The organism is Vibrio pacinii DSM 19139 (assembly GCF_000711795.1).
GTDB classification, from domain to species: Bacteria; Pseudomonadota; Gammaproteobacteria; order Enterobacterales; family Vibrionaceae; genus Vibrio; species Vibrio pacinii.
Genome location: NZ_JONH01000002.1, coordinates 178,957 through 197,894, shown reverse-complemented (window position 1 = coordinate 197,894; position 18,938 = coordinate 178,957). Strand labels below are relative to the sequence as shown.

13 protein-coding genes are annotated in these 18,938 nt (G+C 45.0%); 10 read left to right on the top strand and 3 right to left on the bottom strand.

The window, feature by feature from the left end:
* The first annotated feature begins 85 nt into the window (after positions 1–85).
* From BS19_RS03070 to BS19_RS03055, 4 genes are all read left to right on the top strand, one after another.
* A complete protein-coding gene (locus BS19_RS03070) occupies positions 86–1,411 on the top strand; it encodes a sphingomyelin phosphodiesterase (RefSeq protein WP_038173255.1) in 1,326 nt (441 codons plus the stop codon).
* The gene (locus BS19_RS03065) at positions 1,411–2,346 is read left to right on the top strand and encodes a hypothetical protein (protein ID WP_038173254.1); all 936 of its coding nucleotides are present in this window, start codon (positions 1,411–1,413) and stop codon (positions 2,344–2,346) included. The genes BS19_RS03070 and BS19_RS03065 overlap by 1 nt, the downstream gene beginning before the upstream one ends.
* 155 nt (positions 2,347–2,501) lie before the next feature.
* Entirely contained in the window at positions 2,502–4,895 is a 2,394-nt protein-coding gene (locus BS19_RS03060; RefSeq protein WP_038173253.1) for a M9 family metallopeptidase, read from the top strand.
* Between the two features lie 261 nt (positions 4,896–5,156).
* Complete coding sequence (locus BS19_RS03055; RefSeq protein ID WP_038173252.1) at positions 5,157–6,350, top strand: DUF3103 domain-containing protein; 1,194 nt, start codon at positions 5,157–5,159, stop codon at positions 6,348–6,350.
* A gap of 98 nt (positions 6,351–6,448) precedes the next feature.
* Here the strand turns inward: BS19_RS03055 and BS19_RS03050 are convergent, their stop codons facing one another.
* Together BS19_RS03050 and yegD are read right to left on the bottom strand one after the other, a co-directional pair.
* Complete coding sequence (locus BS19_RS03050; RefSeq protein WP_038173250.1) at positions 6,449–7,474, bottom strand: sensor domain-containing diguanylate cyclase; 1,026 nt, start codon at positions 7,472–7,474, stop codon at positions 6,449–6,451.
* Between the two features lie 185 nt (positions 7,475–7,659).
* On the bottom strand, positions 7,660–9,012 hold the full coding sequence (yegD, locus tag BS19_RS03045) for a molecular chaperone (RefSeq protein WP_038173249.1): 1,353 nt from the start codon (positions 9,010–9,012) through the stop codon (positions 7,660–7,662).
* A gap of 426 nt (positions 9,013–9,438) precedes the next feature.
* Between yegD and BS19_RS03040 the strand changes: the two genes are divergently transcribed.
* The 6 genes from BS19_RS03040 to BS19_RS19600 all read left to right on the top strand — a co-directional run bounded on the left by BS19_RS03040 (position 9,439) and on the right by BS19_RS19600 (position 15,596).
* Positions 9,439–10,179, top strand: a complete 741-nt coding sequence (locus BS19_RS03040; protein ID WP_084185931.1) for a DUF1120 domain-containing protein — start codon at positions 9,439–9,441, stop codon at positions 10,177–10,179.
* Positions 10,180–10,190: 11 nt separating this feature from the next.
* Complete coding sequence (locus BS19_RS03035) at positions 10,191–10,793, top strand: DUF1120 domain-containing protein (RefSeq protein WP_038173247.1); 603 nt, start codon at positions 10,191–10,193, stop codon at positions 10,791–10,793.
* Positions 10,794–10,825: 32 nt separating this feature from the next.
* Entirely contained in the window at positions 10,826–11,449 is a 624-nt protein-coding gene (locus BS19_RS03030) for a DUF1120 domain-containing protein (RefSeq protein WP_038173570.1), read from the top strand.
* Positions 11,450–11,515: 66 nt separating this feature from the next.
* Positions 11,516–12,208 (top strand): fimbria/pilus chaperone family protein, encoded by a 693-nt coding sequence (locus BS19_RS03025; protein ID WP_051686482.1) that lies wholly within the window; start codon positions 11,516–11,518, stop codon positions 12,206–12,208.
* 9 nt (positions 12,209–12,217) lie between these two features.
* Complete coding sequence (locus tag BS19_RS03020; RefSeq protein ID WP_038173246.1) at positions 12,218–14,566, top strand: fimbria/pilus outer membrane usher protein; 2,349 nt, start codon at positions 12,218–12,220, stop codon at positions 14,564–14,566.
* On the top strand, positions 14,559–15,596 hold the full coding sequence (locus BS19_RS19600; protein ID WP_084185930.1) for an OmpA family protein: 1,038 nt from the start codon (positions 14,559–14,561) through the stop codon (positions 15,594–15,596). The genes BS19_RS03020 and BS19_RS19600 overlap by 8 nt, the downstream gene beginning before the upstream one ends.
* Positions 15,597–15,653: 57 nt before the next feature.
* On the opposite strand, the gene BS19_RS03010 is transcribed toward BS19_RS19600, so the two are convergent.
* Positions 15,654–18,836, bottom strand: coding sequence for an HD domain-containing phosphohydrolase (locus tag BS19_RS03010; protein ID WP_051686480.1), 3,183 nt, complete (start codon positions 18,834–18,836; stop codon positions 15,654–15,656).
* Positions 18,837–18,938 lie beyond the last annotated feature (102 nt).

The window sequence follows — 18,938 nt, the reverse complement described above, 5'->3', positions numbered from 1 at the left end:
AATAACTGTCACATATTTACAACAACAATGTAAAGCATATGCTCTAGATTCGAGCCACCAAACAAAATCAAACAAGGATAACGTAATGAATCTTAAGCAGTGTTCTATCGCTTTAGCCTCTCTGATGGCAAACGCAGTTTTTGCTGATACCGATGTTTACCTCACCAACAACTCGGCACAGCCCTTGATCATTCAAGTTAGTCAGGAAGGTTCTGATTTTCTCAAATATGGCGAAGAGTGGCAGCAACATACAGAAACCCTTGGCCCTTGGGAAACCAAACCGGTGTTGAGTTTTAATCGCTGGGAAGGGGTTAAGTCGGGTGAGACGTACCGTTTTAATACGGTGGTTTCAAACTCCATTGGTGAAAGCGTTACTTTGCAGCAAGTGATGAAAGGGCATTGGTACAATTCAACACTTGAGCATGGTGTCTCAGCGGCGGATGTGGCCCTGTCGCTGCACAATGATCGCAACGTCCACCGCTTTACTAGCCAAGCGTTTGGCGAACGCCGTGCCGAACTTGCTTTTAAATCGATGAAGACGGCGCGCTATGACGACCTGCATTACACTATTACGCCGCAAAAAAACGATGAGACGGTTGAGCAAGATGCCAACACGCTAAAAATGATGACTTATAACATTTGGGCACTTCCTGCGATTGCTTTACACATTGGAGAACGCTTTGATTTGATTCCTGATTATGTCAAAGGTTACGACGTGCTTGTGCTGCAAGAGGTGTTTGCCAGTGGGCGAGCAGCTTTTTTACGTGAGTTAGCTAAAGAGTACCCATATCAGACAACCATGCTCGACAAAGACGGATTTAATATTTACGACGGTGGCGTGATGATTGTTAGCCGTTACCCGATTGTTAATCAAGCGCAATATGTTTTTCCAGACTGTACCGGTACTGACTGTTTTGCTGACAAAGGCGTGAATTATGCAGAAGTGATCAAAGGGGGAGTGGCATACCATGTTTTTGCCACTCATACGGCGTCTTACGATACTGATACCGCGCGCGATTATCGTCAACGCCAATTCAAACAGATGCGTCAACTTGCTCAATCACTCGATATTCCCCACAGTGAAAGCGTGGTCTACAGCGGCGATTTTAACGTTAACAAACTTAAGTTCCCTAGCGATTACCAACAGATGATCGCTAACTTAAGCGCGGTTGAGCCAAGTTACTCTGGCTACAGCGCTTCAACGTTTGATCCACGCATCAACGACTTTGCCGGAGAAGTGACGTCAGGGGAAGAAAACGTTGAGTATTTAGATTACGTGATGGTTAGTAATGAGTACCGGATTGCATCATCAAGTGACAATCGAGTTGATGTACCGCGTTCCACCGATGAGCGTCTGTGGACACACTACAATCTATCGGATCACTTTCCTGTTACTGCGGTGATTAAGTAATGTTTCGCCTCTTGTTAATCTTAATGCTCGTCTTTTTGGCGAGCATTGTCGGTTGGTTAGCCTTCGGGCCAGATAACCCGTTGCCGTCAGTCGAGAGCAATGTGGCTCGCGCTGATTCTTCTCAAGTTTCGTTAAGCCAGAGTGTGCTTTTCAAGCAAGTATCATCAAAGCGAAAGGTTGCCTCACAAGACACGGCAGATTCATCTGTGACACCACAGGGACGAGCACTACAGCAGCAACTGGAGACGTTTTGGCTGACGTGTCAAAGCGAGCAAAATTGCCAAGCCCAATTGGCACAGTTGAGCTCGTCACTGTCTGATCAAGACTACGACTTAGTGGCGAATTACCCAGAGTTAAAGCAGCAGTGGCAATACAGTATCGGCTCTATGGAGCTAAATCAGTTTGCGACACTGGCGGAAAAAGTGGCACAAGTGAAGCGGCAGGCTGAAATGGTGTGGGGGCTAGAGTCAAGCCGAGTTCTGGCTGACGAGTTTACACTCTACGATTTCTCCTTAGAGGCGCAATCTCTTATATCGCAACCTGCTGAGGAGTATGTGCAGCAATACCAACAGCTGATTGAACGCTGGCAAGCTAATGAGGCCACGCTGAGTCTCACAAGCGATGTTGCTAGGTTTGAGAAAGCGCTAACTTTGCTTCCATCAAGCTATACGTTAGCGCAAAGACAGCAGGTGGTTGAGCAGTTATCGTCTCTCTATCTGACGCCTACACAGGTGAGCGATATTCTTGCTCGCCAGCAGCAAGTTGCCACGCAAGAGCAACAGGTGATGGACTACCAGAGTCAGCTCTCTGAGCTTAAGTTTTTATTAAGTTCTCAACGCACAACAACTTTCGCTCAGATGAGTGATTCGCAATGGCAAGCCTACTACCAACAGCAGATTGATCAGTTTCGTATTGAGTTTTTTAGTATTAACTAATTGTTAAATAAGTGTTTAATGGAAACGATTGCTTGATGGGTTAGGGGACATATTTCTGAATCAGAGTCTAAAACGCAACTGTTGTTATTTTAGTCATTTCATTGATGTTTGTTATAAAGCGCCAGCAAATTATTATTAAAAACAGGGTGTTAATAATGAAACAACGTCAATGGGTGCTTGTCAAAGTTGCGGGTGCTTGTCTACTGAGTGGCTTGAGTAGTTACGCTCACGCTAACGTACAATGTGATTATCAAGATTTAACTCATAACCAAGCTTGGATAGAGCGTGTCGCTGGTGCCGAACAAACGTGCTACCAATCTTGGTTTAATGCGCCATCAGAAGCGGCTTTGACGCTATATAGCGAAGCATCACTGGCTCCGCTGGTTCAGCGTTTGTCTGCAGAAGTAGACCAGTACCGGGCCGAAAAAGGGCAAGCGCAACGTATTGCCAATATGAGTGAGCTGCTTAAAGCGGCCTATTACGCTCGCTACGCGACTCAAAATCAGTATGGCTATTTCAGTGAGCCGTTCAGTCGTTCTATCGCTCAGCTCTCAGATCGCTTTATTCGTTCAGGTTACGCCACCAACTTAGGTCCTGAACAGGTACAGGCGATGTCTTCCATTACTCTGCTGGTGGATAGTGTTAAACAACTGCCCATTACGATGGATTCAATGATCTCTTTGCTCGACTCGTTTAACCGTCAAAGCAGCGAAAACCTGCGCTATGTTGACGGATTGAACAATCTATTCCGAGCTATGAATGGGCATGTGGTACGAGATGAGTTTTACGCGGAATTAGTACGTAACCCAGAGTATGTGCAACGCTTGAAGCGTTTTGTCGACAACAACTTATGGGCGCTTGGCACAGATGCCGAGTTTTTGGTTTATAACGCAGTGCGTGAAACTGGCCGCTTGTTGGCAGGGCGAAACACTCAGCTGAATCAGCAAGTCATGCCGTTTCTAGAGCATATTTTGAGCCGTTACCCGCTTGGTTCTGAGCAAGAAAAGCTGTGGGTCGGAGCAGCGGAAATGGTGGCACACTATGCACCAGACAAAGCGCGCGAACTGAACATTGCAGCGAGTAAAGCGCAGTTAGAACAGCGTTTATTGGCACATCGATTTGAATGCAACGGTGCTGCGATTATTCGCTCGCAGAATCTGACTCAACAACAAGCTCAGCATGCGTGTGACATCCTCAATGACAAAGAAGCGGACTTCCATCAAGTGGTGAATTCAGGCCAGATTCCTGTCGCAGATGATAACAACAGTCAGGTTGAAGTTGTGGTGTGGCAAGACAACGCTGCCTACACCACCTATTCAAATTTTTTGTTCGGTAATAGCACCGATAATGGCGGTCAGTATCTTGAAGGAAACCCCAACCAACCTGCCAACGTGGCGCGCTTTTTAGCTTACCGTTATGCGAGCGATGAGTTGGCGATCCTTAACTTAGAGCATGAATACGTTCATTACCTTGACGGCCGCTTTAATCTGTATGGGGGGTTCAATGACACGCTGAGTGAGGGCCATATTGTCTGGTGGCTAGAGGGCTTTGCTGAGTACATGCATTACCAGAAAGATTATCAGGCTGCGCTTGAACTCATCGGCTCGCAAAATTTATCGCTGAGTGAGGTGTTTGTCACCAACTATCAGCACGATGTGAATCGTATTTATCGCTGGGGCTATTTAGCGGTGCGCTTTATGTTCGAAAAGCACCCTAGTGAAGTTGATACTCTTTTGCAGTATGCAAGAGCTGGAAACTACCTAGAGTGGGCTGAAGAGGTGACTTCATTAGGTGTTGCCCTTGACCAAGAATTTTCTGATTGGTTGGATATAGTAGCGAAAGATTCATCTGGTAATGGTGCAGATGATATTGATCAACCTAACGTGGAGCAGATCACAAGCCTTGCGCTTAATCATACACAAAGCTTTTCAGCTCAAGCTTACCAGGAACACCTTTTCTATGTAGATGTCCCTGAAGGTACTGAACAGTTTAATGTATCAATCACTGGTGATGGTGATGCCGATCTGTATGCTAGTTACCAAAACGTTGCTCATTATTATGATTACCAAACTTCTCATTTTGGACTGGGTAGTGACGAAGTGATTGAATTTCAAACTCAAGCAAATGGGTTAGTTGCACCGGGGCGTTATTATTTCAGTTTGACGGCACGTGAATCGTTCCGAGCTGTTGAGGTGAAGACCTACGCTAAGAGTAAAAGTGTTCAACAAACCGATGAGCGCACACCTATTGTTGTGGAAAATAGTCAGGCGAATGTATTGACTATCAATCAAATTCGGTACGCTGGTTTGTATGTCAATAGACCGGGTATCGTGCGAGTCTGGTTAACAGGAAAGCAAGCAGACCAAAGTCCAGTCAGTATGTTTGTTGGATTAGAAGGGTGGGCATCAATGCAGCAATATGACTTTTCCACACAAGGTCAGGGAATAAATCAATACCTTGAATTTGAGGTTGAAAAACCGGGTTATGTGCACTTTACCCTGTCAGCACAGCAACCAAATAGTGTGGTTGAGTTATTTACGGCTTACTAATCGACAAGACCTATGACTAAGGTGCTAACTTTAGTGCCTTAGTTTATTATATTTTAAGTGTCAAATTATTAATTTTAAAATTTTAAATTTACGAGTTAAGCAATATTAAATACCAAGAAAGAAATGTTATACAGTGATCTTGAGCAAGAATTTTGTTTAGAAACTAATCATTTTTCTTCCTCTCATCAATGAAGCTGATTAGGTTGTAAAGGTAAGAGCAAAAGCTCTACTACTGATAATTATTACAACAAGGAACGTTTAATGCGACCGAATCTTTCCATCAGCTTAATGCTTACAACGGCAGTGGTTGGTTTTCAAGCCAATGCAAATTCTATCGATCTCCAATCTTTAGACACAGCGTCTAAAGTGGAGCGAATCAGCCAGCAAAAACAACAGTTGGCACTTCAGTTCAGTCAGCGATACCAAAGTTTGGAATCGAGCTTAAAAAATCGGATTACAGAGCAACACCTCTCTGCGTCTATCTCTGATATTCAAGCGGTTCAACCCTACTCGGCGTTTAGTCGTCAGCTACAAAAAGCCGATCAAAATTACCGATCTATGAAAGGAGTCGATGATTTTACGGATTCTTTGATTGAATTACGTATCGCTGATGTCTCTATGATCGAAAAATGGCAACAAGGCGAGAGCCCATTGTTCGCGTTTGAGCCTGCTGGTGATGACTCAAACTGGCAATACATTGAGGCGTACGATATCTACGGTCAGCTTCACCAGCTTGATGTCTATCAACTGCCTGATGTACCAGTATTGGTTGTCGACAGCAACGGCGCCAAAGAACTGCGCGCTGGTCTTCAAGCGATGCAGGCTGAAATGCAGCGTTTAGGCCTGCAAACGAACCTGACCATCGATGAGCCGGAGGTGAAAACGAAAAGCAATCAAGTCCGTCGTTCAGTGATGTCTGAAGATATCCAACCTTTGAGCACTACCCAGTTGACTAAAATCCGTCTAAATGACGACCAAGAACCTTGGATCTCGGGTAAAGCTGAAGTTTATGCGATCATCACTGGTGTTGACCCAAGCCGCGCCGAACCACAAATCGATCTCGTCGAAATGCCATACCTCGACTATGATGGCCAAGATTACTACCCAGGGCAGACCATCATCTTGTGGCCTCGTTACCGTTGGGGCGCGGTCGATATGATTTTGATGGAGCAAGATGATGGCACAGATTATAAAGAGTTAGCTAAACTCTTGATCAGTGCCGCTGGCGAGATCTTGAAAATGATCCCAGACCCAGAAGTGCAAGGCTATGCGATCATCGCCCAAATCACAGGTAAGATCATCGATGTTATTCCTGATGGCGTTCTCACCAATGACGATGATTATGTAGACGTTTATTACACGCTAATGCAAAACACGCCCTATATTGACCGCCCGGGCGCCGGGGGAAATGCCACTGCGACTTTTAAGCCAGTGACGATTGAGCCAACTGAGTAAATGAAATAGAAAATGGGATCGCAAGATCCCATTGTTACTTAGACGTTGGTTAATATTTAGTCTTGTCTTAACCAGACTACCGCTACGCGAGAATGACGTTAGTGACGCTGGGTTTTATGCTTGGTATAGCGTAAACGCTTAGCCGCATACATTCGTTTGTCGGCGAGATCGATTAAGTTATCGATTTCCAGTCCGTCGCTTGGGATTAATGCGTAGCCGCAACTGGTATTGAGCTTGATGGTTTGGTTTTCAAAATGCAGCGGTGCTACCAAGTTTGATTCAAGGTTGTAAACAAAAGTCTCGACGTCTTTCACTTGGTTGATTGGAGAGAGGATAACACCGAACTCATCGCCCCCCAATCTCGCGACGGTATTGGATACGTCAGTGACTTGTTGAACGCGTTGGGCAAACTCTTTAATCACGGCATCTCCGGCGCGGTGCCCATGGTTGTCGTTAATCTTCTTCAGTCCGTCCAAGTCACTAATAACAACAGCGGACTGCTGATCAAACTTTTGGCACTGAGCAACAGTAGTGCGAAATCGATCCATAAACAGCGCCCTATTGGCGAGCCCGGTCATGTCGTCGTGAGTGGCTTTAATGAATAGTGCATCGCGGTCATATTTTTCACACAAAGACATCATCGCAGCCACCATGATGGCGAGTTTATCTAGTAAGAATATGTCTGGTTGGGTAAATTTATGCGCTTGAGAAGAGGCGGCTTTGAGCACCCCAATAGTTTTGCCTTGGTAGGTTAACGGCAGCACAACCATGGCACGAATCCCCATCTTACGGCAGGCCGCTTTATCAACCCTAGTATCCATTTCTGAATCGGGGCAGGTTAAAATCTCACCAGAGGTAATACACATTCCAGATAAGCTTGAGCCAATACTAAGCCGCAGGCCAAGGCTTTTGGCCGCGATCCCAGAGGCTGCGCGGTAGACCATCGCATCTTGTTCAGCCAGTTCAATTACAGCGCCGTCTGAGTCAACTAGGGATAAAGTCCTCTCGACAACAAATTGCATGATCATGCCGAGATCAAGCCCCAGTTTCACTATCTCTGACTGGATATTGATGACTTGTATCAGTTTCTCATGTGACGGCATACATTCCTCAAATAGATCCATCTAGATTGAACACCAATATGAGTATGAGACCGCTCAGTCGCAACGCTCAACCCAACTCTCAAATGCCCCCTAATCTAAATAAAAATATTGATGACGCACAGTTATAAATATAGTTCCATCAATAGTAAGCGCAATAATCAGCGGCAAGTAAGCCCACACTAAAGCATGATCAATTGTAAATGTATTTAACCAAAATGATGCTGCGCGGTACGTGCTAAGCCCGCGGTGACAGACCCAAAGTAGTCACCTGTGACCATTTCAATGCCGGGTAATTGCTGTTCAATCAGTGCACGCAGCATCGGCGAGCGAGCACTGCCCCCGGTGACATACACGACATCGGGTTTGGTTTCTGATTGGAGTAATACTTCATCAATCAGTTGACTTATCTTGAGGCAGGTACTCTCGATGGCTTGGGCAAAATCGCTACGGTTACACTCAATCATGAGTTTTTCGTCGCGCAGGACAATGTGTTCAATTGCGTTGTCTGCACTCGATAGTGCAATTTTCATGAGCTCAGCACCACGGACTAACTGATGACCTAAACGGTTCTGATAGACTTCTAATAAGCGTGCCAGTTGCTGTGGCTGCTTGGCCTCTTTATGCAAGTCGCGAAGGGCCATGCGGTTACTTGCTGCATAAAAATCACCCTGAGCGGTAACACTATTGATCGCCACCGGATTCCAAAATTGGGTCAATGGCATTGCGCGGCCACTAAACAGCTCGCTACCTCGGCCAAAATACGGAGTAATCTGCTGAAAAGCGACATTAATATCGAGGTCGTTTCCGCCGACACGGCAACCGGAGTGAGCGATTAAGTCATCGCTTCGATCACTTTTTTTCGCGCGCTCTGGGCCCATTTTTAAGAGTGAACAGTCGGTTGTACCACCACCAATATCGACGACCAACACTAACTTATCTTTGGTCAGAGTTGCTTCAAAATCTACTCCTGCAGCGACGGGCTCAAATTGGTAGCTTACCTGTTTAAAGCCCGCTCGTGTTGCTGCGGCATCCAGTATCGCGATTGCTTGTTGGTTGGCTTTGTCACCACCGGTTCCTTGAAAGTTCACGGGGCGGCCAATGACCGCGCTCTCGATCGATTGTGCGAGCTGTGTTTCTGCGCGGTTTTTGATATTGACCATCATGGCGCACACCAGATCTTCAAAAAAGCGTATCTGTGGTGCTTTGAGTCCCGTTGCGCCAAGAAAGGATTTCGGGCTTTTGACAAAATAGTGATCGTCAGGGTCACTCAAGTACTGCTTTAGTGCCGCATCACCGAATAAAATATCGCTCGGAGTGACATCAATACCTTCTTCATCGTTGAAGCGAATAGCGGCGCGAAGGAGCTGCTCACCGACGGCGTCACTGGGTTTGATATTGTGATGACGAAACAAGGACTCGGTAATGGACTCGCGAGTCGGTGCACAAATCGTGGAAGCAATATAAGTCTGCTCACCTTCTAACTGAACCAGCGTGGGCTGGTCATCTTTCATGACGGCAACTGAGCAGTTAGCGGTGCCATAGTCAAATCCGATGTACATATTTCGCTCCATTTCAAACCATAGTGAAAAAGGGGGAGCAAGTTTACCCACTTTAGGGACCGATTCAATACATAATTTGGTCGCTAAAAACAAGTAAGGATTAATCACATGTGGCACATGCCACTTAAGTGTTGTCAAAAATGTATCAGGTTAAAAATTAAACATTGTGTTTGTTTGCTATGCGCTATTAAAAAAACCAAGATAAACCGCGTCCAAGATAAACCGCGTCGTCTTGACTGATGCTGATAGCTTTTATTTGGGGTTGGTTCGCGATGGATGATGTGACTAGTGTGATCGCACCACTGTGCGACCTATTCTATACCCTTGCGACCTCCCTATTGTCTATATCCGTCTGAACGGCTGAGCGTTTTAACGAGGCAGTTAAGTTCCTCTATTCAAACAACCCCATTTTGGAGAACAATAATTATGGAAAAAGCAGTGACAAAGGAACATTCAAATGTCCCCTTTTTTAGGAGATATACAAAAGTATGTATGTCAAGGACAGTGAAAACCATCAACATCTTAATGATGTCTATATCTATTGCCCCTTCAGTGTTGGCTGATAGCCCTTCTATCACCTTTGCTGTGTCTGGAAAGATTGTCCCTAATAGTTGCACCGTAGAAGCTCCACAAGGTGGAGATTACGATTTCGGAGATATTTCCCACACTTTACTCAGCTCAAGTGAAACCAAGCTGCCGGCCAAAGCTCAAGCTTGGGAGATTTTGTGTGATGGTCAGACCTACTTAATGGTTAGCAGCGTTGATAATCAACAAGACAGCGTGACCTATAATTCTTACAACTCCTTTGGTCTGGGCTTTAATGGCGAGGGTAAGGTGGGCTACTACACTGCCCTCATAAGTGACCTCAGCGTTGATGGCCAACCTGCAAAAGCTGGAGGATATACGGGCAGTGCAGGCTATCCTGATTATTCTATCCATTCGCCCTCAGACCGAAGCTTCCATGTTTATGATGAGGTTTTCTTTCCCTCTAAGAATGGCATGTGGATCGCTTGGGCTGCGGCAAAAAACACCCTGTATGCGGGTCAAAAATTCTCTGCTGACATCACTATCCAACCAATATTGGCACAAGACAGCGATTTTGGTGATGTCACGACGGATGTGAGTCTACAAGGCTCTATGACAATGAATTTCTCTTTTGGTATTTAGTGAGGTAATTAATGAAAACTCTATTTATTACTCTTCCTTCCATGCTCCTGACCTCAGTTACTCTGGCTAGTACGCCGACCGCTGAGATTATAGTCAAGGGTATCGTTTCGGTTCCATCGTGCACGGTAGCTGCTGAGGATGGTCAAAGGTTTGATCTTGGCCAAATTTCGTTGTCAACACTTCAAGCTGACGTGGTTACCAAGGCTCTGACTATCAATTGTAGTGCAGAGACGTATATGTTGTTCAGCGCAGTGGACAACCGTGCTGGAACTGCAACTGCTAGCTCTAACACCTCATTTGGTTTCGGTACGCACAATGAGGAAAAAATCGGTACTTACCAAGTCAAGATTGACAACGCAATGGTCGATGGCGTTGATAAAAAATTAGCCTTTGACACTGATTCTTCTGGGTCGTTTACTCCGTCACAAGAGCAGTGGTTAGATACGAGACCTAACGCTTTTATTGGTTGGTCTGACACGAGTAACACCTTGAGCGTGGGGAAAACTTTTACAGCAGACCTGTCGGTACACCCTAGCTTTGCGAGGCTTGAAGCCGCGGCGGAAAATATTGATCTAAATGGGTCATTTACGATGAACTTTCGTTTTGGTATCTGAATATGTTGAATAAAACAAAGGAGTTGAAACTTATGAAAATGCTTTTTTTTCCAAGCTTACTCATTATTGCAGGCTCTGCCATGGCCGCTCCCGCACCGAATTCAGAACTGACGGTTTCTGGGACAGTGAGGGCCCCTTCATGTACCGTGACTGCCAGCGAGGCAGGTGTATACAACTTTGGAGAGATTTCTTCTTCTCAGGTTGGAAGGGAAGATAAAAAACTGGGAACCGTAAAGCAAACCTACACGATTAACTGTGATGCGACCACTTATTTGACATTCAAAACGGTGGACAATCGCAGCGATTCTGTGACTTCGTCATCAACAACCAGGTTTGGTCTTGGTAAAAACGGAGACCAAGGGAATATAGGTTATTACACAGGTAGAGTTATAAACGCCTCTGTTGATGGGGATCTGTCTAAATTGATGCAGTCTGAAACTAGCAGTTTCAATGCTGTTGAAAGCGTGGTTCTAACCAATAGTTCTACCTATGTGACTGGCTGGGCAGAAGGGAGCAATAAGCTAAAGAGTGGCAGAAATTTTCAGGCAGATGTGGAAATTACTCCTTACTTGAGTAGAAGCTCTGATTTCGGGCCAATTGTGAGTAACGTTGAACTAGATGGTTCAGCTACCATGAACTTTGCCTTTAGTATTTAACACTAAAGTATTGATGTACAACAAACAGGAGGAGTTAATCTTCCTGTTTGATGAGAGGTTTCTTTAATGTTGAGGTTTAAACCTAAGGCAATATTGCCTTTTCTTTTGGCCACCCTTTTGGCTTTTCCTGTGTTAGCGACCAGTTTTAAGCTACAAACCAACACCGTCATTTTAGAGGCGGGTAAACAGGATGTCACCTTCAATGTGGCAAATACGGGACAGACTCCGATGCTTCTTTTGACGACTTTAGAAGACTTGCCGGGGGATGAAGCCTTCGCCGATAGGGTGTTGATTAACCCACCTGTAACCCGAGTCAATGCTGACAGTACGCAATACGTCACCTTTACTTTGCGCCCAGGCGATCCTATCGACCGAGAGTACCTGTTGAAAGTGGGATTTGAAGGGGTCGGCCAGCCACGAGCAAACAACATCAGTATTCCCGTTCGTCAGGAAATAGGGTTTCTTATTACACCCGATAACTGGGTACCTAGTGGCACTCCTTGGGAGGCTTTAACTCTGACCAGAAAATCCGATACGCTGATTCTGCATAACCCTTCTCGCCAAGTGGTTAGACTCATACCACAAGTTACGCTGGTAAAAACGGGTAAAACCGTTGGCTTTGGGCAGCCTTACCTTCGTCCCGGAGAGCGCGTGACTTTGCCTGACATTCCCATTGGTGCAGAGTCGCAAGGGTTAGTGCTCTCTCCATTGAGTCGTTATGGGTACAAACTCAAAGATGTCACATTTTGGGGGCAGTAGTGAGATAAGATGAAATGGATCATCATTGGAGGGATATTTATATGGGGATGGGCTTTTTCGCTAGTATATGCCAAAGAGGGGAAAGGCTTTGTAGTCTTTGATAAGGCTTTGTTGGAGAGTCGCGGTATTTCTTCAGATGTGGCAGACTTTTTTGCTACCGATAAAAAGTTTTATCCTGGGGACAACGCCGTTGAAGTGGTAATTAATAGTTCAATAAAGAAAAAAAGCGCTCTGTTTTTTCAATCTGATGGCACCTTGTGTTTTGACCAAGCCTTAGCGAAAGCACTGACTCTAAAATCCACTTATTTTGGGGATAGCTGCGCACCACCCTTATTGTTGGAGGTGCGTTATCTGCCAGACGAAAATGCTGTGCACCTAACATTGCCCAATGAATACATTGATACCTCAGACGCCCCTCTACCCTATGACACTGGAGGGGTGGCAGGGCTGATGAACTATCGAATCTATGGCAGTGTTTTTCAGTCGCAAACAGAGCGTATTCCTTCGTTGAATGGAGACTTAGAGCTGGGATTTAATGCCTATAACTGGGTTTTTAGAAGTCGTGAATACGTTAACTTTTATCGTAATGAGTGGTCGCTGAGCCATCAGGAGTTTTATTTGGCGACCGAGGTATTCGACAAAAGTACGTTGTTTCAAGTCGGCCAGCTTCAAGCCAAAAGTGATAGCTTTGGTGGTGTGGGGTTTACTGGTATGCAATGGTCATCTACCAACTATTCCTTGCCATCTCAGCAATTGCTCATTCCTGTCGAAGGCACCGTCACAGAGCAATCTGTGGTGGAAATTTCGCAAGCCAATCGGGTGATATACACTACCATGGTGCCACCTGGTTCGTTCCGCATTGAACAGGTCTCTGGGATAACCTCGGGGCGGCCGTTGTCCGTGTCGATCAAAAACAGTCTTGGGGAAGTTGACACGTTTGAGGTGCCCACCATCGCCGAAGGAAAGCCGAGCACACAGGCGGCTAGTTTTAGCATTGCATTGGGCGCTTATGAAAGCGAGGAGGAAGGGGGGGGATCTCCCTTAGTGTTGGCTGAATATCGAGGGCCTTTTATAAATGGCATGGGGTTTGATTATTCCGCACTCTGGTTGGGCCATCAGCAGTACTTAGGGTATGCCGGGACGTTCCATTATTCAGGCGATCTTTGGAGTGGTTTTATAAAACAAAAATATTCGAATAATGAATTCAACGGATTAGGCTGGAGTTTAGAGACCAGTGTCAATACCAACTGGTGGGATAAGCGAGGCTCGGTAGGTGTAGTGCTTAATAAGTTCTCGCCAAATTACCGCAGCGAAAGTGATGTCGGTGATGCAACAGAAAGCGATAACAAGCCCGATTACTCTTACTCCTTGTCCGCGTCTTTGAGCCTGAATAATTACGGCAGTATTTCTATGTATCACAACAAAAGCGTTCAATACAATGATGATGCCATCACCACCTACGGACTAAGTTACAGTAAGTCGTTCAATATAGCGAACTTGTCGGTTAATCTGCAATCACGCCATAGCGAAGAGGGAGAGAAGGACGAATCTGTTTATGTCACCGTTCAGGTGCCTTTAGGCCCAAGAGAAACGGCTTCTTGGAACACGAATTATACCGCAAGCCAGTGGTATAATAGGCTATCTTATCGCAATCAGCTTGACGACGGTCAATGGTCGCTAGACTACAGTCGAAGCGGTGACAGCGATAATGTCGCCACTTCTTACAGCACTCAAAAAGGATTGGGTAGTGTTTCTGTTGGGGGGAGTGTTTCGGATAATCATACTTATTCCTCCCATGTCAGTTTGAATGGTGGTGTCGTGTTGGCCAAAAAGGAGTTGATTGCTTCTTCAGCACCTATTGGGGAAACCTTTGCCGTGGTGTCTATCGACGATACTAAAGATATTGTTTTATCTGGGGGAGGGGCGCAACAGGTAACGAATGAGTCCGGCCTAGCAGTAATAAACCGTATTCCTGCTTATCAGGATACTGTGATTCAGGTAGTGCCCAGCTCTATTCCAGATAACGTTAAATTAAACTCTATCAAAAAAAATGTTCAGCTTTCCTATGGCTCGGTGGGCTTTCATCAGTTTGAAGCCTCACATCACCATTCGGTCGTCTTGTCGGTCCAGACGGAAAAAGGAGAGAGACCGAAACTGGGGGCTTTAGTTAGTACTCTTGAGGGGGAATACATTACTACCGTTATTGGTCAGGGACTTGTTTTACTTGAGGATGACGCTATTACGTTCCCTCTTTTAATTAAGATGGGGTCCCAAGCGCATTGCCGAATTGATGCGCCAGATTTTGCTCAAAATCAAGATGCATCTAGTTATGAAACCTCGGTGATATGTCATGAATAAAGAGAGACCGATGATGGGCTGTAATGTGTGGGTTGTGGTCTGTTTGAGTGCGTTGCCTATGGTTACCTTTGCCTCAGAGTGGTTTGGGGAAATGGAACTGGGAGTGTTAGCTGTTCAGAGCAATAAGGTGTATGAGTTCGTGTCTCGTCCATTTTTAGGGCTAGGACTAGGTAAAGCCATAAGTGATTCACTGAGTGTGGGAGTAGGCTATACTTTTTTTGCAACGCAGGATCCAGAGATGGAAGAGTTAGAAGCTGACTTGTATAGTGTGAGCGCCACTTATCATCGAACGCAATCTAGGTTTGGTTATTACGGTCGTCTGGGTGTGACTTATTGGACTTCTACTTCGTGGCACGGGGCTGAACAGGGTGTGTCTCCACTTCTTGAAACGGGCGTGAGTTACGCTTTTACCGATGATCTCGCTGCTCACCTTGGTTATCGTCTGACTCCTGGTGTAGGCGATACGTTTGATGTGCACCAAGGGATACTTGGTGTTCATTATTATTTTGGTCGGCCTGACTCTGCATCTCCGACGGAGCACCTCACCTCCTTGAATGTGGAGAGTACAACTACACCTCCACCAGAGCCGCTTTCTCCGGCGAAGGTGGAGAAGGCTACATTAGCTGAGATGATTCGTGATGTTAAATGGCTGCTACCCCCTTTTGAGTTTGACCATGTCAACCTATCCTTCGCTCATCATCAGGCTCTTAACCAACTGGTTAGTGGGTTAAAACAGGGTGAGCAGGCTAAGATTAGGATCGTCGGCTATACGGATGAAGTGGGTTCCACTCGTTACAACCAGCGTTTGTCGGAGCGGCGTGCCGAATCGGTGAGACAAGCATTGGTAGATAAAGGGCTGCCCAATGCATGGATCACTACTGAAGGGAGAGGTGAACAACTGCCAGTATTTTCTAACCATACACTAGGAGCATACCATCATAGTCGTCGACGCGTTGAGATCGTTATTCAACAGTTTCAGTGTGACCAGGTATGCCCAGCTATTCTTAAAGGGGACGAGAGTGATGAATAAACATTCTGGATTGCTAGGTTTATCCTATCGGTAAGTTTTCGTTACCATGCTCTGCGCTTATTGTGCGCTACTATTTGTCTTGTCGTTGCTAAATAAATTGTTGGTCGATATTAAATATTTGTCGATATTGATCTCATCAATCTGCGCTGGCTTTAGGTATTGCTGGGCATAAATAAGATAGACTTTTTCTTGGATGAATAACTTAAACAGCCTGCTATCTAGATGATTGTCTTTAACCATATTATGCAAAATATCGAGCGCGGCACTGATGGTCTTAGGTTGTTTATACGGTCGATCAGATGCAGTCAGAGCCTCAAATACATCAGCAATTGCCAGTACGCGCTCGGGTATCGAAAGATCCTGCGCTGATAGTTTGCGTGGGTAACCTGTGCCCTTAAGGGTTTCATGGTGAGTGGTCGCGTAACGCGGTACCCGCTCAAGATCTGGTGGGAATGGGATGTTATTGAGCATTTTGATACCGCTAATCATATGCTCATTGATCTTAAATCGTTCTTCTACCGTTAGTGTGCCACGGCGAATCGTTAGGTTATAGATTTCACCTAGATTGTACATGTGCTCTGGAATTTCCATATCAATTCCTAGATCAGGGGCAAGCTGATAGTCTCTCTCGCGTTTAATAAGGTGAGAGAGCTTATCGCTGAGCAGAGTTTCAAGCTTGTTTTTGCATAGTGGTTGGCGTTGATAACGTTCGAGCTCATTCGAAGATAAGCCTAAGCTGTCATCAAAATATTTATACCAAGTCTGTTGGCCAATCGTGACGATTTTTTTGATGCTTTCATCACTCATAAACTCACCACCGATATTGGCTTGAGCGATAAATTCAAATTGTTGACTAAGTGTGCTAAAGCGCTCGGATAACGTTTTTTCTGCTTCTTCATCGCTTATTGTGCCATTTAGCTGACTTTCTAGCGCCGCGATTTTCTCATCGCGCCACAGCACCTCAAAACGCGTACGAATTTCATGGATGCGGTTGTAGTTAGTTTCAAGCTTGGTCGCTTTGTCGACCACATATTCGGGTGTGGTGATCTTACCGCAATCATGCAGCCAAGCGGCAACTTCAAACTCACGCCATTCAGCACGAGTCTTAAAACTAAAACCATCGAACTCAGTGCTATCACTATTTTGTACCTTTTCCATCAACATCATGGCTAAATCAGGAACACGCATACAGTGGCTACCAGTATAAGGCGATTTTTCATCGATGGCATCGGCAACCAACTTAATAAAGGAGTCGACAAATAGCTGTTGTTCTTTCTCGTAAGCATGGAGTGCTGTAGCCATAGAGCACATGGAATCAGAAAGCTGGTGAGTCTCTTTTATACGGCTAGGAATGAGTTCGATCTGGTGGTAACGACGCTGTGCAATCAGCTTTGATTGGCGTTCTATTTCTTTAATTGGTCGCACTACGGGAATCGCTAATACCCATACTACTGGTAGCAGTAGAAACAATATAATCAAAGAGTAGGATAGAAAGTAGTAAATACGTTGATTGACGGAATCTAATATTTGTTGTTTTTTGATTAAAATTGCAACGATTTGTTGTTCTGATGTGGCAAGCTTTTCTAAGAATAAGTAGAAGTGTTCACCATTAAGTGTGATCTCTTGGATCGTTCCGTGATTCTGAGCCGCTTTACTCAGTTCGATCAGCGATTCGTAAGGAATATGGGTGTAAATAGGACGCTCTCTCATCCACTTATTTCGTAAGTACTGCTGGCCTTTTTCATCAGTGATACTGTCTAAAGCCTGCGAAATGATCGGAAGCAGATCGGCGTGTAAAGGTTTAACTTTTAAACTGAAAGTATCATTGAGGATCTGTGCTGAAATCGGCATCACGGATGAATTTTTAATCGCGAGGGTTGATATTTTCTTATCTAAAACCAGAGCATTATCAAGCACGGCATCGATAATTCCTTGATTAAGTTCTTCTAGAGCTGCGCTCAAAGTCGGGTATTCATTGAATTGGGCTAGTGGTAAGGCTTGTTTAAACTGATTGAGAATAGTCCAACCTTCGAGTACACCCACTTTCAATGCTTGAGTTTGCTGCAACGTTTCAATATTGGTGTCATTGTTGGTGACAGCAAGCGCGTAAGGTAAAGAATACATAGGTAGTAGGAGATTAGGATTGGGTCGTTCAGAATGACTGCCAGTGGCGACAGAGTGAAGTAGGTCGATGTGTCCTTGATCAAATTGTTGCACTAGCTTTTCCCAGTCCAAACCATTGATATAATTGAACTTTAAGCCAGTTTTTAAACTAATTAAATTCATCAGGTCGATCGCATATCCGTACGGATGGCCGGAGACCGCGAAATCGATCGGCTCCCAATCAAGTTGGCTTGAAACTGTTAATGGTGGTGTTCTGTTGATAAGCGTTTTTTGCGCCTCGGTCAAATTCAATGATTGAGTCACAGGAAGGTCTTGATCGATCTTGATGTCTTGATTAGTTGCGACTAGGCGACCATCCTCTAGGAAGAGGTAAGCTTCGAACGATTTTTCAGACATAATGGCCTGATCGTTACGTTTTAAGTAAGACTGAATGGTAGGAAGTGTGTAGTCGAGACCAACAACAAGATTAGTGTTTTGGATTCGTTTTGAGTAGGTCTGCCCACTAATATTTAGGTGGTTGAATAGGTAAGGTTCGGTTTTGTTCACTGTATCGACACGGGCGTCTTGAAACCATGGACGTAGCGAGGGAATTAAATTGCTTTTAACGGTCATGCTGCGTGTTAGTTTTAATGCATTATCGTAGAAGTAGAGGGTCTTGTTGCGACCTTCGCTAGTAGTGTAGTGGTCGACAACAAGCCAATTCTCATCGGTTTCACTTGCAATTTTTCTTTGGCTGGCTTTGGCATTAAGGTTGATGACTTGAAATAGATTCTCTTGATCATCTGCAAGGTAGGTGCTGTAGATATTGTCGTCGTATGACAATATGGTTGTAAATAATTTCAGTAACTGATCTTGATCTTTGATGGAGATATCAAAGATGTCGAATGATAAAGCGGCTTTATCTATCAGACCGACAGCCGTTTTATCCAGTTGTAGCAACTGCGTTTTTATGTGACTTGAAATGTTGTGGTATTTGAGCAGTGTGTTATCGAGCTCTGACTTTTTATAAAAGTAATATTGCAGCGAAACGGCAACAGCGATGGTGGTGGCGGTGACCAATACAAATAATGTCCCGAGGGCGACACGGATGGTCACTTTTTTACCTTTAAGCTTCATAGTTTCGCTCGATTGTCCTCTCAATTTATCCGTGACTATATGAACTTGTATGAACTATGTAAAAGTAAATAAGCAGTGATTGAGAGCCGTTGTCAGACTTAA

Excerpts from the sequence above, each read along its gene's own strand:
- BS19_RS03070 (WP_038173255.1), top strand. The coding sequence starts at position 86 with ATGAATCTTAAGCAGTGTTCTATCGCTTTAGCCTCTCTGATGGCAAAC.
- BS19_RS03065 (WP_038173254.1), top strand. The coding sequence starts at position 1,411 with ATGTTTCGCCTCTTGTTAATCTTAATGCTCGTCTTTTTGGCGAGCATT.
- BS19_RS03060 (WP_038173253.1), top strand. The coding sequence starts at position 2,502 with ATGAAACAACGTCAATGGGTGCTTGTCAAAGTTGCGGGTGCTTGTCTA.
- BS19_RS03055 (WP_038173252.1), top strand. The coding sequence starts at position 5,157 with ATGCGACCGAATCTTTCCATCAGCTTAATGCTTACAACGGCAGTGGTT.
- BS19_RS03050 (WP_038173250.1), bottom strand. The coding sequence starts at position 7,474 with ATGGATCTATTTGAGGAATGTATGCCGTCACATGAGAAACTGATACAA.
- yegD (WP_038173249.1), bottom strand. The coding sequence starts at position 9,012 with ATGTACATCGGATTTGACTATGGCACCGCTAACTGCTCAGTTGCCGTC.
- BS19_RS03040 (WP_084185931.1), top strand. The coding sequence starts at position 9,439 with ATGGAAAAAGCAGTGACAAAGGAACATTCAAATGTCCCCTTTTTTAGG.
- BS19_RS03035 (WP_038173247.1), top strand. The coding sequence starts at position 10,191 with ATGAAAACTCTATTTATTACTCTTCCTTCCATGCTCCTGACCTCAGTT.
- BS19_RS03030 (WP_038173570.1), top strand. The coding sequence starts at position 10,826 with ATGAAAATGCTTTTTTTTCCAAGCTTACTCATTATTGCAGGCTCTGCC.
- BS19_RS03025 (WP_051686482.1), top strand. The coding sequence starts at position 11,516 with ATGTTGAGGTTTAAACCTAAGGCAATATTGCCTTTTCTTTTGGCCACC.
- BS19_RS03020 (WP_038173246.1), top strand. The coding sequence starts at position 12,218 with ATGAAATGGATCATCATTGGAGGGATATTTATATGGGGATGGGCTTTT.
- BS19_RS19600 (WP_084185930.1), top strand. The coding sequence starts at position 14,559 with ATGAATAAAGAGAGACCGATGATGGGCTGTAATGTGTGGGTTGTGGTC.
- BS19_RS03010 (WP_051686480.1), bottom strand. The coding sequence starts at position 18,836 with ATGAAGCTTAAAGGTAAAAAAGTGACCATCCGTGTCGCCCTCGGGACA.